General features: G+C 65.3%; 13 protein-coding genes. 9 read left to right on the forward strand and 4 right to left on the reverse strand.

The window, feature by feature from the left end; translation table 11 throughout:
- Positions 1 to 28 precede the first annotated feature (28 nt).
- The 5 genes from GPL20_RS07790 to GPL20_RS07810 all read left to right on the forward strand — a co-directional run bounded on the left by GPL20_RS07790 (position 29) and on the right by GPL20_RS07810 (position 5,589).
- Positions 29 to 427 carry a 5-carboxymethyl-2-hydroxymuconate Delta-isomerase gene (locus GPL20_RS07790; protein WP_157329011.1) on the forward strand — a complete coding sequence of 133 codons (399 nt, stop codon included), beginning with the start codon at positions 29 to 31 and terminating at the stop codon, positions 425 to 427.
- Positions 420 to 1,958, forward strand: a complete 1,539-nt coding sequence (gene hpaE / locus GPL20_RS07795) for a 5-carboxymethyl-2-hydroxymuconate semialdehyde dehydrogenase (RefSeq protein ID WP_157329012.1) — start codon at positions 420 to 422, stop codon at positions 1,956 to 1,958. Before GPL20_RS07790 ends, hpaE begins: the two co-directional genes overlap by 8 nt.
- 124 nt (positions 1,959 to 2,082) lie before the next feature.
- The gene (gene hpaD / locus GPL20_RS07800) at positions 2,083 to 3,066 is read left to right on the forward strand and encodes a 3,4-dihydroxyphenylacetate 2,3-dioxygenase (RefSeq protein ID WP_157329013.1); all 984 of its coding nucleotides are present in this window, start codon (positions 2,083 to 2,085) and stop codon (positions 3,064 to 3,066) included.
- On the forward strand, positions 3,066 to 3,935 hold the full coding sequence (locus GPL20_RS07805) for a fumarylacetoacetate hydrolase family protein (RefSeq protein WP_157329014.1): 870 nt from the start codon (positions 3,066 to 3,068) through the stop codon (positions 3,933 to 3,935). The genes hpaD and GPL20_RS07805 overlap by 1 nt, the downstream gene beginning before the upstream one ends.
- A gap of 25 nt (positions 3,936 to 3,960) precedes the next feature.
- Entirely contained in the window at positions 3,961 to 5,589 is a 1,629-nt protein-coding gene (locus GPL20_RS07810; RefSeq protein WP_157329015.1) for a thiamine pyrophosphate-dependent enzyme, read from the forward strand.
- Between the two features lie 92 nt (positions 5,590 to 5,681).
- Here the strand turns inward: GPL20_RS07810 and alkB are convergent, their stop codons facing one another.
- From alkB to GPL20_RS07830, 4 genes are all read right to left on the reverse strand, one after another.
- On the reverse strand, positions 5,682 to 6,335 hold the full coding sequence (gene alkB, locus GPL20_RS07815; protein WP_157329016.1) for a DNA oxidative demethylase AlkB: 654 nt from the start codon (positions 6,333 to 6,335) through the stop codon (positions 5,682 to 5,684).
- 9 nt (positions 6,336 to 6,344) lie between these two features.
- On the reverse strand, positions 6,345 to 7,091 hold the full coding sequence (locus GPL20_RS07820; RefSeq protein ID WP_157329017.1) for a 2OG-Fe(II) oxygenase: 747 nt from the start codon (positions 7,089 to 7,091) through the stop codon (positions 6,345 to 6,347).
- 286 nt (positions 7,092 to 7,377) lie between these two features.
- Positions 7,378 to 8,064 carry a DUF2848 domain-containing protein gene (locus GPL20_RS07825; RefSeq protein ID WP_254126296.1) on the reverse strand — a complete coding sequence of 229 codons (687 nt, stop codon included), beginning with the start codon at positions 8,062 to 8,064 and terminating at the stop codon, positions 7,378 to 7,380.
- Positions 8,057 to 9,406, reverse strand: a complete 1,350-nt coding sequence (locus GPL20_RS07830) for an amidase (protein WP_157329018.1) — start codon at positions 9,404 to 9,406, stop codon at positions 8,057 to 8,059. Before GPL20_RS07830 ends, GPL20_RS07825 begins: the two co-directional genes overlap by 8 nt.
- A gap of 193 nt (positions 9,407 to 9,599) precedes the next feature.
- Here GPL20_RS07830 and GPL20_RS07835 point away from each other — a divergent pair, with 193 nt between their 5' ends.
- From GPL20_RS07835 to GPL20_RS07850, 4 genes are all read left to right on the forward strand, one after another.
- Positions 9,600 to 10,013: a Zn-ribbon domain-containing OB-fold protein gene (locus tag GPL20_RS07835; protein WP_157329019.1), complete on the forward strand. Its 414-nt coding sequence runs from the start codon at positions 9,600 to 9,602 to the stop codon at positions 10,011 to 10,013.
- A gap of 3 nt (positions 10,014 to 10,016) precedes the next feature.
- Positions 10,017 to 11,156 carry a thiolase C-terminal domain-containing protein gene (locus tag GPL20_RS07840; protein WP_157329020.1) on the forward strand — a complete coding sequence of 380 codons (1,140 nt, stop codon included), beginning with the start codon at positions 10,017 to 10,019 and terminating at the stop codon, positions 11,154 to 11,156.
- 105 nt (positions 11,157 to 11,261) lie between these two features.
- Positions 11,262 to 12,176, forward strand: coding sequence for an SDR family oxidoreductase (locus tag GPL20_RS07845; RefSeq protein WP_157329021.1), 915 nt, complete (start codon positions 11,262 to 11,264; stop codon positions 12,174 to 12,176).
- Between the two features lie 216 nt (positions 12,177 to 12,392).
- Positions 12,393 to 13,505 carry an SMP-30/gluconolactonase/LRE family protein gene (locus GPL20_RS07850; RefSeq protein WP_157329022.1) on the forward strand — a complete coding sequence of 371 codons (1,113 nt, stop codon included), beginning with the start codon at positions 12,393 to 12,395 and terminating at the stop codon, positions 13,503 to 13,505.
- Positions 13,506 to 13,575: the final 70 nt, after the last annotated feature.

The following is a 13,575-nucleotide window of genomic DNA, read 5'->3' on the forward strand; positions in this document are numbered from 1 at the left end:
AACAAAAAAAACAGGGAGTGAAACCGCGATGCCGCATTTCACCATCGAATATTCGGCCAATCTCGATGACCGCCTCGACATCGCGGCGGTTTGCGAAGTCGTGCGCAAGGCCGCTAGCGAGACCGGCATCTTCCCGCTCGGCGGCATCCGCGTGCGCGCCGTCAGGTGCGAGCACTATGCGATCGCCGACGCGCGGCAGGACTACGGCTTTCTCGACATGGTGCTGCGCATCGGCGAGGGCCGCGACCTGCCGACGCGCCAAAAGGCCGGCGAGCATGTCTTCCAGGCGCTCTCCAAACATCTCGATCCCGTCTTCGCCGCCAGCAAATTCGCTCTGTCGTTCGACATGCAGATCAACGACAAGGACACCAGCTGGAAGCGCAACAACATCCACGACGCCCTGAAAGCGGAAGCCGCCCATGGATAAGCCCACCCCAAAAGCCGATTTGTTCCAGGCCAACCGCGACCGTGTCGCGCCGCTCTTGAAGAGGCTGCGGGCCGACGGCATCGGCCACATGATCGACGGCAAGATCGTGCCCTCGATCTCCGGCGAGACTTTTGAGACGAAATCGCCGGTCGATGGCGCCACGCTCGCAAGCGTCGCCCGCGGCAATGCCGAGGACATCGATCGCGCGGCCACGGCTGCTGCGCTTGCCTTCAAATCCTGGCGCGACATGGGACCTGCGACGCGGCGCAAGCTGCTGCATCGCGTCGCCGACGCGATCGAGGACAATGCCGACGATATCGCGGTGCTCGAATGCGTCGACACCGGGCAGGCCTATCGCTTCATGGCCAAGGCCGCGATCCGCGCCGCCGAGAATTTCCGCTTCTTCGCCGACAAATGCGCCGAGGCACGCGACGGCCTCAACACACCGAGCGACGAGCACTGGAATGTCTCCACCCGCGTGCCGATCGGCCCGGTCGGCGTGATCACGCCGTGGAACACGCCGTTCATGCTCTCGACCTGGAAGATCGCCCCTGCGCTCGCTGCGGGCTGCACCGTCGTGCACAAGCCGGCGGAATGGTCGCCTGTGACGGCCGCGGTCCTGGCAAGGCTGGTCAAGGAAGCCGGCGTTCCCGACGGCGTGCTCAACACAGTGCACGGCTTTGGCGAAGAGGCCGGCAAAGCGCTGACCGAGCATCCCGCGATCAAGGCGATCGGCTTCGTCGGCGAGAGCGCGACGGGCTCGGCGATCATGATCCAGGGCGCACCGACCCTGAAGCGCGTGCATTTCGAGCTCGGCGGCAAGAACCCCGTGATCGTGTTCGACGACGCTGATCTCGACCGCGCGCTCGATGCCGTCGTGTTCATGATCTACTCGCTCAATGGCGAGCGCTGCACCTCATCCAGTCGGCTGCTGATCCAGGCCAGCATTGCCGAAAAGTTCGTGGAGAAGCTGACCGCGCGCGTGAAGGCGCTCCGGGTCGGCCATCCGCTCGACCCGGCGACCGAGATCGGGCCGCTGATCCACGAACGGCACCTGGCAAAGGTCTGTTCCTATTTCGACGTCGCGCGCCAGGACGGCGCGACGATCGCGGTCGGCGGCAAGGCCTATGACGGTCCGGGCGGCGGACACTATGTCGAGCCGACGCTGGTGACCGGCGCGCACGGCAAGATGCGCGTGGCGCAGGAGGAGGTGTTCGGCCCTTTCCTCACCGTGCTGCCGTTCCGCGACGAGGCGGACGCCATCGAGATCGCCAACGACATCCGCTATGGCCTTACCGGCTATGTCTGGACAAACGACATGGGCCGCGCGTTGCGCGTCGCCGACGCGCTGGAGGCGGGCATGATCTGGCTGAACTCGGAAAACGTCCGCCATCTGCCGACGCCGTTCGGCGGCATGAAGGCCTCAGGCATCGGCCGCGACGGCGGCGACTATTCGTTCGACTTCTACATGGAAACCAAGCACGTCTCGCTGGCGCGGGGCACGCACAAGATTCAGAAACTGGGAATTTAGAACCACCGTCGTTCCGGGGCGACGGGACCGCGCAAGCGCGGCCCGGAGAGCCCGGAACCTCGAGATTCCGGGCTCGGCTCTGCGAGCCGCCCCGGAATGACGGGGCCTAAAGAGGGAAACGCACATGCCCGTACCGCAACACGTCTTCGAACCGCCGTTCAACATCATCCGCTCCAGCCATGTCGTGCTCGACGTCACCGATCTGAAGCTGAGCCGCGAATTCTACGAGACCACCGTCGGCCTGCATGTCGAGGACGCCGACGACAACGTCGTGTACCTGCGCGCCGCGGAAGAGCACCAGCATCACTCGCTGGTGCTGCGCAAGGCGGCCGCCCCGGCCTGCGCCCGGCTCGGCTTCAAGGTCGGCAACGAGAAGGACCTCGACAAGGCCGCCGCGTTCCTGTCCGAGAACGGTCTCGCCTACGCCTTCGTCGACCAGCCGTTCCAGGGCCGCACCCTGCAATTCACCGATCCCTTCGGCTTCCAGATCGAGCTCTATGCGGCGATGGACCGCCGGCCGCATCTGCTCCGCCGCTACGATCTCTACAGGGGCTGCCATCCGCAGCGGCTCGACCATTTCAACGTCTTCGCCGCCGAGGTGCAGGACACCGTCGAGTTCTATGCGCGGCTCGGCTTCCGTCTCACCGAATATGCCGAAGAGGATGGGCCGAACGGCCGCATCGCCGCTGCCTGGATGCATCGCAAGGGCAATGTCCACGATTTCGCGATCACCAACGGCAAGGGCCCTCGCCTGCACCACTTCGCCTACTGGACGCCGACGGCGATGAACATCATCCATCTCTGCGACGTCATGGCCTCGCAGGGCTTCGTGAAGAACATCGAGCGCGGCCCCGGACGCCACGGCATCTCGAATGCGTTCTTCCTTTATGTGCGCGACCCCGACGGCCACCGCCTCGAGCTCTACACCAGCGACTACTTCACCGGCGATCACGACCACGAGCCGCTGCGCTGGTCGCTGCGCGATCCGCGCCGCCAGACGCTATGGGGTGCGCCGGCGCCGCGCTCCTGGTTCGAGCAGGGCTCGCCGTTCAGCGGCCAGGCCGTGCGCGAGCCGAAATTCGTCGCCGACGTGCTGGTGGCGGATTGATGAGCCTCCCTCGCCTCGCCACCTATTCCGTCAAGGGTGCAACGAAGTATGGCGCCGTCGTGGACGGCGGCCTCATCGATCTCTCCGCGCGTCACGCCAAGGACCATCCGACGCTGCGCGAGGTGATCGCCGCCGGAAAACTCGCAAGCTTCGCCGAGGAGGCCGCCGGCCGCACCCCGGATCACGCGCTCGCCGACATCACCTGGCTGCCGCCGGTGCCCGCACCGGAAAAGATCATCTGCATCGGCGTCAACTATCCCGATCGTAACGCCGAGTACAAGGACGGCCAGGACGCGCCGAAATATCCGAGCATGTTCATGCGCTCGCTCCGTTCGTTCGTCGGCCATGACACGCCTCTGGTGCGTCCGCGCGCCTCCGCGCAGCTCGACTATGAGGGCGAGATCGTGCTGGTGATCGGCAAGCAAGGCCGGCACATTGCCGAAAGCGCAGCGCTCGATCACGTCGCCGCGCTGACGCTTTGCAACGAAGGCTCGGTGCGCGACTGGCTGCGCCATGCCAAGTTCAACGTCACGCAAGGCAAGAACTTTGATTCCAGCGGAAGCCTCGGCCCATGGCTCGTGCCGTACACCAAGGAATCGCAGATCGCGGACATTCGTCTGACCACGCATGTCAACGGTGAGCTCAGGCAGGACGATCGTACCGGCCGGCTGATGTTTCCGTTCCGCTATCTCATCAGCTATATCTCGACCTTCGCAACGCTCGTCCCCGGCGACATCATCGTCACGGGCACACCGACCGGCGCCGGTGCGCGGTTCGATCCGCCGCGCTATCTGAAGCCCGGCGATGTCATCGAGGTCGAAGCCGAGGGCATCGGGCGCTTGCGCAACGGCGTCGTCGACGAAGCCTGAACAAGAATGGAAGTGGAATAGTGCAATGACGACCCTCACCGGCGGCGAAGCGATCGTAAGCGGGCTTGTTGCTCACGGGGTCGACACCGTGTTCGGCCTGCCGGGCGCGCAGGTCTACGGCCTGTTCGACGCCTTCCACCAGGCCCAGCTCAAGGTGATCGGCGCGCGGCACGAACAGGCCTGCGGCTACATGGCGTTCGGCTATGCGCGCTCCAGCGGCAGGCCCGGCGTGTTCAGCGTCGTGCCCGGCCCCGGCGTGCTCAATGCCAGCGCGGCGCTGCTCACCGCCTTCGGCTGCAACGAACCGGTGCTGTGCGTCACCGGCCAGGTGCCGACGCAGTTTCTGGGCCAGGGACGCGGTCATCTGCACGAGATGCCGGACCAGCTCGCCACCTTGCGCACCTATGTGAAATGGGCCGACCGCATCGAATATCCCGGCAACGCACCGACGGTCGTGGCGCGCGCGTTCCAGGAGATGATGTCGGGACGGCGGGGCCCTGCCTCGGTCGAAATGCCCTGGGACGTCTTCACCCAGCGCGCGGACACCGCCGCCGCACGGGTGCTGGAGCCTCTGCCCGCCCCGCAGCCCGATCCTGACATGATCAAGCAGGCGGCCGCGCTGATCAAGGACAGCAAAGCGCCAATGATCTTCGTCGGCAGCGGCGCGATCGAGGCGCGCGAGGAGATACTCGAGCTCGCCGAGATGATCGACGCGCCCGTCGTCGCCTTCCGCAGCGGCCGCGGCATCGTCTCCAACGCGCATGAGCTCGGGCTGACCATGGCCGCCGCCTACAGACTGTGGCCGACCACCGATCTGATGATCGCAATCGGCACCCGCGCGGAGCTGCCGGCCTCGGGCTTCCGCTGGCCGTATCGGCCGAACGGACTGAAATCCATTCGGATCGACATCGATCCGGTCGAGATGCGCCGGCTCGCCGCCGATACCGCTGTTGTCGCCGACGCCAAGGCCGGCACGGCCGATCTCGTCGCAGCGGTGAAGAAGGCCGGTTATGCGAGGAGCCGCGGCCGCCGTGGAGAGATCCGCGAGGCCACCGCCGCCGCACAAGCGGAGATCCAGCGCATCCAGCCGCAGATGGCGTATCTCGACATCCTGCGCGAGGTGCTGCCGGCGAACGCGATCGTCACCGACGAGCTATCCCAGGTCGGCTTCGCCTCCTGGTACGGCTTTCCGGTCTACGAGCCGCGCACCTTCATCACCTCGGGCTATCAGGGCACGCTCGGCTCGGGCTTCCCGACCGCGCTTGGCGCCAAGGTTGCCAATCCCGACAAGCCGGTGGTGGCGATCACCGGCGACGGCGGCTTCATGTTCGGCGTGCAGGAGCTGTCCACCGCCGTGCAGTTCAACATCGGCGTGGTGACGCTGGTGTTCAACAACAACGCCTATGGCAATGTCCGCCGCGACCAGCGCGAACGTTTCGACGGCCGCGTGGTGGCGTCCGATCTCGTCAATCCGGATTTCGTCAAGCTGGCGGAGTCATTTGGCGTTGCGGCTGCACGCGTCACCGCGCCGGATCAGTTCAAGGCGGCAATGGAGAAGGCGCTTAGCCATAGCGGGCCGTATCTGATCTCGGTCGAGGTGACGCGGGATTCGGAAGTCAGTCCCTGGGCGTTCATTCACCCGCCGAAGCCGTAGTTTTTGTCATTCCGGGGCGCGCGAAAGCGCGAACCCGGAATCTCGAGGTTCCGGGTTCGATGCTTCGCATCGCCCCGGAACGACTCTTTTCATCATCGCGTCCTTCGAAACGTCAGATTGATCCGTTTCCGCCCGAGCAGCGCGTGCTCGCCGTCGGCGAGCGGCGCGACGCCGTGATAGGCGAGCCTGCTCGGCCCGCCCCAGACCACGACGTCGCCATGGACGAGCCGAAAACGGCGCGGCTTGTCGGCGCGCGCCATCCCGCCGAACAGGAAGGTCGCAGGCAGCCCGAGCGAGACCGAGACGATCGGCGCCGAGAAATCCAGCTCGTCCTTGTCCTGATGCAGCGATAGCCGCGTTCCGGGCTCGTAGCGGTTGACGAGGCACGCATCGGGCGCGAAGCCGGTGAAACCACCCTGCTCCGCCGCACGGCGGGCCAGATCACAAAACACCGGCGGCATCGCCGGCCACGGCGCGCCGGTGCGCGGGTCGATCGGATCGTAGCGGTAGCCGGTGTGGTCGGTGATCCATCCGCGCTCGCCACAATTGGTCATCGCCACCGACATCTGATAGCCGCCGGGCGTCGTCATCCGCCGGAACGGCGATTGCGCCACGATGGCACGCACCGCCTCGATCAGCTCGCTCTCGATCGGCTTGACGAAGCCGCGCAGCAGCACGGCGCCATCGGCGATCTCCTCGCGCGACGGCTGCGCCTCGGCAACGCTATCGAACAGATCCACCGTCAATAGCCTTACTCATTTCGCATCATGAAAGATCACACCCAGCGTGTGGCGGTGGCCGGACCTGATCCGGCTGACGCCATGGCGCATGTTAACGCGGTAGGTGCCGCGTGTCCCCTGCACCGGGCGGTGATGCACGGCAAAGGCGACGGCATCGCCCTGCGCCAGCGGCACGACCTCGGCGCGGGACTGCATGCGCGGGCGCTGCTCGGTCAGCACGAACTCGCCGCCGGTGAAATCGCGCGCCGGCTCGGACAAGAGGATCGCGACCTGAATCGGGAACACGTGCTCGCCATAGAGGTCCTGATGCAGGCAATTGTAGTCGCCGGCCTCGTATTGCAGCAGCAGCGGTGTCGGCCGGTTTTGCCCTGCCTCGTGGCAGCGCTTGAGGAACGCGGCATGCGCTGCGGGATAGCGGATGTCGATCCCCATCGCCTCGTTCCAGCGGTTGGCAACGCCCTGAAGGTGCGCATAGAGCGCCGGCCGCATCTGTGCGATCAGATCGGGCAGCGGATAGGAGAAATATTTGTACTCGCCGCGGCCAAAGCCGTGGCGACCCATGATGATGCGGCTGCGGAAGTGTGCGTCGTCCGGATAGAGCGCGGCGACGTCGCGGCATTGGTCCGGCGTGAGCAGGCCCTTCAGGACGGCGCTCCCCTGGGCGTCGAGTTCGGCGGTGATCCGGGGCCAGTCGAGGGTGTCGACGCGGGCGGCGAGATTAGTCGTTTCATGGTCAGCAGCGACACGTCTGGCGATTGCCATATCGATCATCCTATCCACATCCGTCATTCCGGGGCGCGCCCTCTTGGGCGCGAGCCCGGAATCCATCCATCCGCCGACTGTGCCGTACGATGGATTCCGGGCTCGCGACTTCGTCGCGCCCCGGAATGACGGATGTGGGTGTCGCAGGTCGCGGCCGCTATAACCACCCGATTTCCGACGAACTCCCCGTCATTGCGAGGAGCCCTTGCGACGAAGCAATCCAGACTACCTCCGCGGAACCAGTCTGGATTGCTTCGCTGCGCTCGCAATGACCGTGGGGCGACGTCTAGCCCAGCACCGGCAGGGTCACCACGTCGTAGCCGTGCCTGATCGTCCGCTTCAGCACGGGGTCTTCCAGCTCGAACTCGAAGCGGTCGGCGGGGCGGATGCCGCCCTTGGCGGCAAACGTGCCGCCGAACATGGCGCAGCCATCGGGGAGCTTCCCACCTTCGAAACCGCGCGCGACGAGATCGGCGACCGGCAGCATCGCGTCCAGCGTGCCCTCCTGGTAGAGCACGCGCTCGCCCTTGATCCAGGCGTAGGAGCGCAAGATCATCCTGTCCCAATGGCCGATGACGTCCTCGAGCTCCCACAGCGTCGAGGCGATCGGCTTGTCGCACATCTGCTTGGAGACGGCGACGCCGTAGGCCTCGACCTTGCGGTCGGTGTGGTCCGAGCCGCAGCCGACGAAGGTGCGGCCCTGCCAGCCGATCAGCACGAACTCGACTTCGCCGGACGAGTCGCCACCGCAGCATTCGATGCGGTCTTCCTGGGTCAGCCGCCGCGCCGAGGCGCGATAGTAGATCGGCGTCGAGGCCGGCGGGGCGATGCCCATCTCTTGCAGCTCGGCGATGTGCTTGTCGCGCGCGACGGGATCGCGGCCGGTCCAGCCGGCGATGACCATCTGGTCGATCGCCAGCGTCAGCGGCGTCGTGGTGTCCTGGGCGTCGACGGTGAAAGTCAGGTCAAACACGAATTACGGCCTCCATGCCGGCAGCAAGCTCGAAGATACGACGGTCCGATCCACCCGCGCCCGCCAGCATCAGGCCGACGGGAACGTCGTTCTTGCGATGCGCGGGCAGCGAGATGGCGCAGCCGTCGATCATGTTGATCAGGGTGCAATTGCGCAGCGCGCGCAGGTTCTCTTTGGTGAACGCCTTGTCATCGGCGAGATCGGATATTTTCGGCGGCGTGTTGGCGGTGGTCGGCAGCACCAGCGCGTCATAGGGCGCGATGCGGGCGTTGACACGGGCGATCAGCGAGCGGCGCTCGTTGAGGAGATCGATGTAGTCGGCCGCGCTCTGCGCCTCGCCGCGCATGATGCGCACGGCGACCCTGGGATCGTAGACATCGCCCTTGGCGGTGATGAGATAACGGTGCCAGGCGAAGCTCTCGGCCGCGGCAAAGCCACCCTTGGCGTTCATCGGGCCGATGTCGTGGAATTCCGTCATCGCAATGCGTTCGATGACAGCGCCGTGATCGGCAAGGGTCTTCAGCGTCCGCTCGAAGGTTTCGGCGACCTCTGCGTCGAGGTCGTCGAGCGCGATGGTGGTCGGCACGGCGAGGCGCATGCCCTTAACGGGGCGCGGCTGCAGCGAGGCGATCGGCTCGTTCGCCAGCATAGCATCAAGTATGGCACAGCAACTGACCGATCGCGCCAACGGGCCGATGCTGTCGAGCGAGAACGACAGCGGCACCGTGCCGTCGAGCGGCACGCGGCGCTGCGTCGGCTTGTAGCCGACGATGCCATTGAAGGCCGCCGGGATCCGGCAGGAGCCGCCGGTGTCGGTGCCGAGCGCGCCGTGCGCCATGCCGTCGACCACGGACACCGCAGCCCCCGAGGACGAACCGCCGGGCACATGGCCCGCGGTCCGGTTCCAGATTCCCTTCGGCGTGCCGTAATGCGGATTGATGCCGATGCCGGAATAGGCGAACTCGGTCATGTTGGTGCGGCCGATCAGGACGAAGCCGGCCTTGCGCAGGCGCGCCACCGTTGCCGCATCGTGCTCCGCCGGATCGGAATCGTCGAGCGCACGGGAGCCGGCGCGCGTCGTCTGTCCCTTGATGTCAAAGAGGTCCTTGATCGAGATCGGGATGCCGGCATAGCGCGACGGCTCGGCCTTGACCTTGCGCAGGGCATCCATCGCGTCCGCTGCCGCGAGCGCAGCGTCCCTGTCGACATGGATGAAGGCGCGCTGGCCCTCGCCGGCGGGATCGGCGATCCGGGCGATGCACGCCTCGACCAGCCTGCGGGAGGTGGTGCGACCGCTTTCGAGGTCTTCGGCGAGCTTCGCCAGTGTCGGAAAATCGGGCATGTCTGTCTCACGGAATATTGGTGCGCGCAATCTATAGCGCTGGCTCAGTTCGACACAAGCATTGTGCGCATGATGGCATGCATGCGCATTGCTGGACCGTTGACGCGCCATGGTCGATTGTCGCATCAAGATCGAAACCGGCGGGCGCAAAGCCCTTGCGTTACGAGATATGCCTTTGGGAGGGCTTTCCGACATGGCCGAACCGCAGCGCGCGCGACCGAAACCGACGCCGGAAACCCAGCATTTCTGGGATGGCACGAAGGCGGGCGAACTGCGCCTTCAGCGCTGCGACGCCTGCGCGCATGTCTACTTCCCGCCACGTCCGTTCTGCCCCTCCTGCGCTTCGCGCAAGGTCAGCATCTTCAAGGCGAGCGGCAAGGGCTTCCTCTACAGCTACGTGATCAACCACCGGCCCGCTGCGCCCGGCTTCACGCCACCTTACGCCATCGCGGTGGTCGAGCTCGCCGAGGGGCCGCGGATGATGAGCAACATCATCGACTGCCCGCAGACGCCGGAGGCGCTGGAGCTCGACATGAAGCTCGAGGTCGCCTTTGAGAAGCTCGACGACAAGATTACCCTCCCCGTGTTCCGCCCGGCGAGGGGGTAAGCCATGCGCAGAAACCAGGTTGCCGTCGTCGGTGCGGCCGAGACCACCCAGCTCGGCGTCATCCCCACCATGTCGCAGCTCCAGCTGCACGCGGATGCGGCGCTCAATGCCATTGCGGACGCCGGGCTTAAGCTCTCCGACATTGACGGCTTTGCCACCGCGGTCGAAACCCCGCAGCAGGTCTGCCACTATCTCGGTATCAAGCCGACCTGGGTGGACGGCACTTCGGTCGGCGGCTGCTCCTTCATGCTGCACGTCCGCCACGCAGCCGCGGCGATCGAGGCCGGCCTGTGCAAGACCGTGCTGATCACGCATGCCGAGAGCGGCAAGTCGATGATCGGCAAATTGCCGCGCTCGACGCCGGCGGACAGCCTCAATGGCCAGTTCGAGGCGCCCTATGGCGTCTACGGCCCGCCCAGCATGTTTCCGATCCCCGTGTTGCGGTTCATGAAGACCTACGGCATCACGCACGAGCAGCTCGCTTCGGTTGCGGTGGTGCAGCGGGAATGGGCGGCGAAGAATCCGCGCGCGATGATGAAGGACCCGATCACGGCCGCCGATGTCCTCAACTCGCGCATGATCGCCTATCCGTTCCGGCTCTTGCAGTGCTGCCTCGTCACCGACGGCGGCGGCGCGTTGATCCTGACCTCGGCCGACCGCGCCAGGGATTTTCCGCGCAAGCCCGTCTACGTCATGGGCACCGGCGAGAGCGTGGAGACACCGATGGTCAGCCAGATGGAGACCTTCAACTCCTCGCGCGCGTTCAAGACCGCGGGGCCGCTGGCGTTCAAGGAAGCCGGCATCGCGCACGGGGATGTCGACCATCTCATGATCTACGATGCGTTTGCGCATCTGCCGCTGTTCGGCCTCGGTGATCTCGGCTTCATGCCGTACGAGGAGACGGGCCAATTCATCGCGGACGGCAACACGCGCCCCGGGGGTAAGCTGCCGCTCAACACCAATGGCGGCGGCCTGTCCTACATGCACTCCGGCATGTACGGCATGTACGCGCTCCAGGAGAGCGTGCGCCAGATGCGCGGGATCGCGCCGGCGCAGGTGCCGAATGCGAAGATTTCGGTGTGCCACGGCGTCGGCGGCATGTTCGCGGCGAGTGGCACGATCGTGTTTACGAACGAGAGGTAATTCCTCGTCGTTCCGGGATGGTCCGAAGGACCAGACCCGGAACCTCGAGATTCCGGGTTCGCGCTTCGCGCGCCCCGGAATGACAGACACAACAGGAGAACCCACATGAGCAAATCACTGCAGGACAAGGTCATCATCGTCACCGGCGCAGGGCGCGGCATCGGGCGCGAGATCGCGCTGCTGTGCGCCGCCGAAGGCGCCAAGGTCGTCGTCAACGATCCCGGCGGGGCCGCCGACGGCGCCGGTGCGAACGCTGCGCCGGCCGAGGAGGTGGTCGAGGAGATCAAGAAGCGCGGCGGCACCGCGGTCGCCAATTTCGAGTCGGTGGCGGAAGCGATCCCCGCCAGCAAGATCGTCAAGACCGCGACCGATCATTTCGGCCGGCTCGACGGCGTCGTCAACAATGCCGGCATCCTGCGCGACATGATCTTCCACAAGATGAGCGTGGAAGCGTTCGAAGCCGTCATCAAGGTCCATTTGATGGGCTCGTTCTACGTCTCGCACGCCGCAGCGCGGATCTTCCGCGAGCAGGAGTCCGGCTCCTTCGTGCACTTCACCTCGACCTCGGGCCTGATCGGCAACTTCGGACAAGCCAACTACGCCGCCGCCAAGCTCGGCATCGTCGGGCTCTCCAAATCCATTGCGCTCGACATGGGCCGTTTCAACGTCCGCTCCAACTGCGTCTCGCCGTTCGCCTGGACGCGCATGATCGGAACGATCCCGACCGAGACCGACGCCGAGAAGGCACGGGTCGAGAAGATCAAGCAGATGGGACCGGAGAAGATCGCGCCGCTCTGCGGCTATCTACTCTCCGATCCCGCCAAGGACGTCACCGGCCAGATCTTCGGCGTGCGCATGAACGAGATCTTCCTGTTCAGCCAGAATCGTCCGATCCGCTCGGTACAGCGGAGCGAAGGCTGGACGCCGCAGTCGATCGCGGAACATGGCATGCCGGCGCTGAAGGGCTCGTTCTACAAGCTCGACCGCTCCGCCGACATCTTCACGTGGGATCCCGTCTAAAGCGCGATGAGATTGGGATGAATCGTCATCGCGCTTTAGGTTATTGTTTGAGCATGATCTTTTCGGAAAACTGCTGCGCACTTTCCGGATCATGCTCTAGCCGCGTTTCCGGCATCCCTGCCCTGCGATCTCTGGTCGTCTCGGTCAGAGATCGCCCCGCTTTCAGCCCGAATGCGGTCGGATGGTGGCCTCCCAACGAAACTTTGGGAGGAAACCATGACAAGAATACTGACCAACCCCAGCGACACCTCTGCAACCGGCGGCCTCGGCCGTCGCACTGTCCTCAAAGGCACGGCGGCTCTCGCCGCGTCCACGCTGCTCGCCTCACGGGCCGAGGCGCGCGACTTCGGCGCCAATGCCGAGCCTCAGCGCTATCCCGACCCCGACATCGTCATCATCGATCCCAAGCGCTTCAAGGCCAAGGTCGGCAACACCGCGATCAAGCGGCTCTACACCGGCTGCCTGTGGGCGGAGGGACCGGCCTGGAATGCGCAGGGACAATATCTCGTCTGGAGCGACATCCCCGCCAACCGGCAGCTGCGCTATCTCGACGACGACGGCCATATCTCCGAGCAGTTCCACAAACCGTCGAACGAATCCAATGGCAACTCGTTCGACACCGAGGGCCGCCAGATCAGTGCCGAGCGCACGCGCCTCGTCCGCTACGAGCACGACGGTTCGGTGACGACGCTGGCCGAGCAGGCCGGCGGCAAGCCGCTCAACGGCCCGAACGACATGGTGGTGCATCCCAACGACAAGGCGATCTGGTTCACCGATCCCGGCTATGGCGCGATCAGCATCTATGAGGGCAAGCTCGCCAATACCGGCTCGCTCCAGCCCCATCAGAAGGAAGCCGTCTACCGACTGGACACGCAGACCGGGCAAGTCGCGAAGGTCGCCGACGAGCCGTTCAAGCCGAACGGCATCGCCTTCAGTCACGACTACAAGAAGCTCTATGTCTGCGACACCGGCATCACGCATTACCCGCAGGCGGAGAACGTGGTGTGGTCCTACGACATCGACGGGGCGAAGCTATCCAATCCGAAGAAGCTGATCGACATGAAGCTCGAGGGCAAGTCGGGCTTCCCCGACGGATTGCGCGTCGACACCGAAGGCAACATCTGGGTCGGCGCCGGCTGGGTCGGCCCGGGCTATGACGGCGTGCAGGTGTTCGCGCCGAACGACGGCGCGCGCATCGGCCAGATCCTGCTGCCCGAGACCTGCGCCAATGTCTGCTTCGGCGGCAAGAAGCGCAACCGCCTGTTCATGACCGCGAGCCAGTCGCTGTATGCGGTCTACGTGGAGACGCAGGGGGCGCATTTCTGTTGAGATAGGCGAATAGTGAGTGGCGAATGGCGAATAGAGTTCTATTCGCTACTCGCCATTCGCAACTCGCCCC

This window comes from Bradyrhizobium cajani (assembly GCF_009759665.1).
GTDB lineage: Bacteria > Pseudomonadota > Alphaproteobacteria > Rhizobiales > Xanthobacteraceae > Bradyrhizobium > Bradyrhizobium cajani.

Coding starts and splice junctions, on each gene's coding strand:
- GPL20_RS07790 (WP_157329011.1), top strand. CDS start 29: ATGCCGCATTTCACCATCGAATATTCGGCCAATCTCGATGACCGCCTC.
- hpaE (WP_157329012.1), top strand. CDS start 420: ATGGATAAGCCCACCCCAAAAGCCGATTTGTTCCAGGCCAACCGCGAC.
- hpaD (WP_157329013.1), top strand. CDS start 2,083: ATGCCCGTACCGCAACACGTCTTCGAACCGCCGTTCAACATCATCCGC.
- GPL20_RS07805 (WP_157329014.1), top strand. CDS start 3,066: ATGAGCCTCCCTCGCCTCGCCACCTATTCCGTCAAGGGTGCAACGAAG.
- GPL20_RS07810 (WP_157329015.1), top strand. CDS start 3,961: ATGACGACCCTCACCGGCGGCGAAGCGATCGTAAGCGGGCTTGTTGCT.
- GPL20_RS07820 (WP_157329017.1), bottom strand. CDS start 7,091: ATGGCAATCGCCAGACGTGTCGCTGCTGACCATGAAACGACTAATCTC.
- GPL20_RS07830 (WP_157329018.1), bottom strand. CDS start 9,406: ATGCCCGATTTTCCGACACTGGCGAAGCTCGCCGAAGACCTCGAAAGC.
- GPL20_RS07835 (WP_157329019.1), top strand. CDS start 9,600: ATGGCCGAACCGCAGCGCGCGCGACCGAAACCGACGCCGGAAACCCAG.
- GPL20_RS07840 (WP_157329020.1), top strand. CDS start 10,017: ATGCGCAGAAACCAGGTTGCCGTCGTCGGTGCGGCCGAGACCACCCAG.
- GPL20_RS07845 (WP_157329021.1), top strand. CDS start 11,262: ATGAGCAAATCACTGCAGGACAAGGTCATCATCGTCACCGGCGCAGGG.
- GPL20_RS07850 (WP_157329022.1), top strand. CDS start 12,393: ATGACAAGAATACTGACCAACCCCAGCGACACCTCTGCAACCGGCGGC.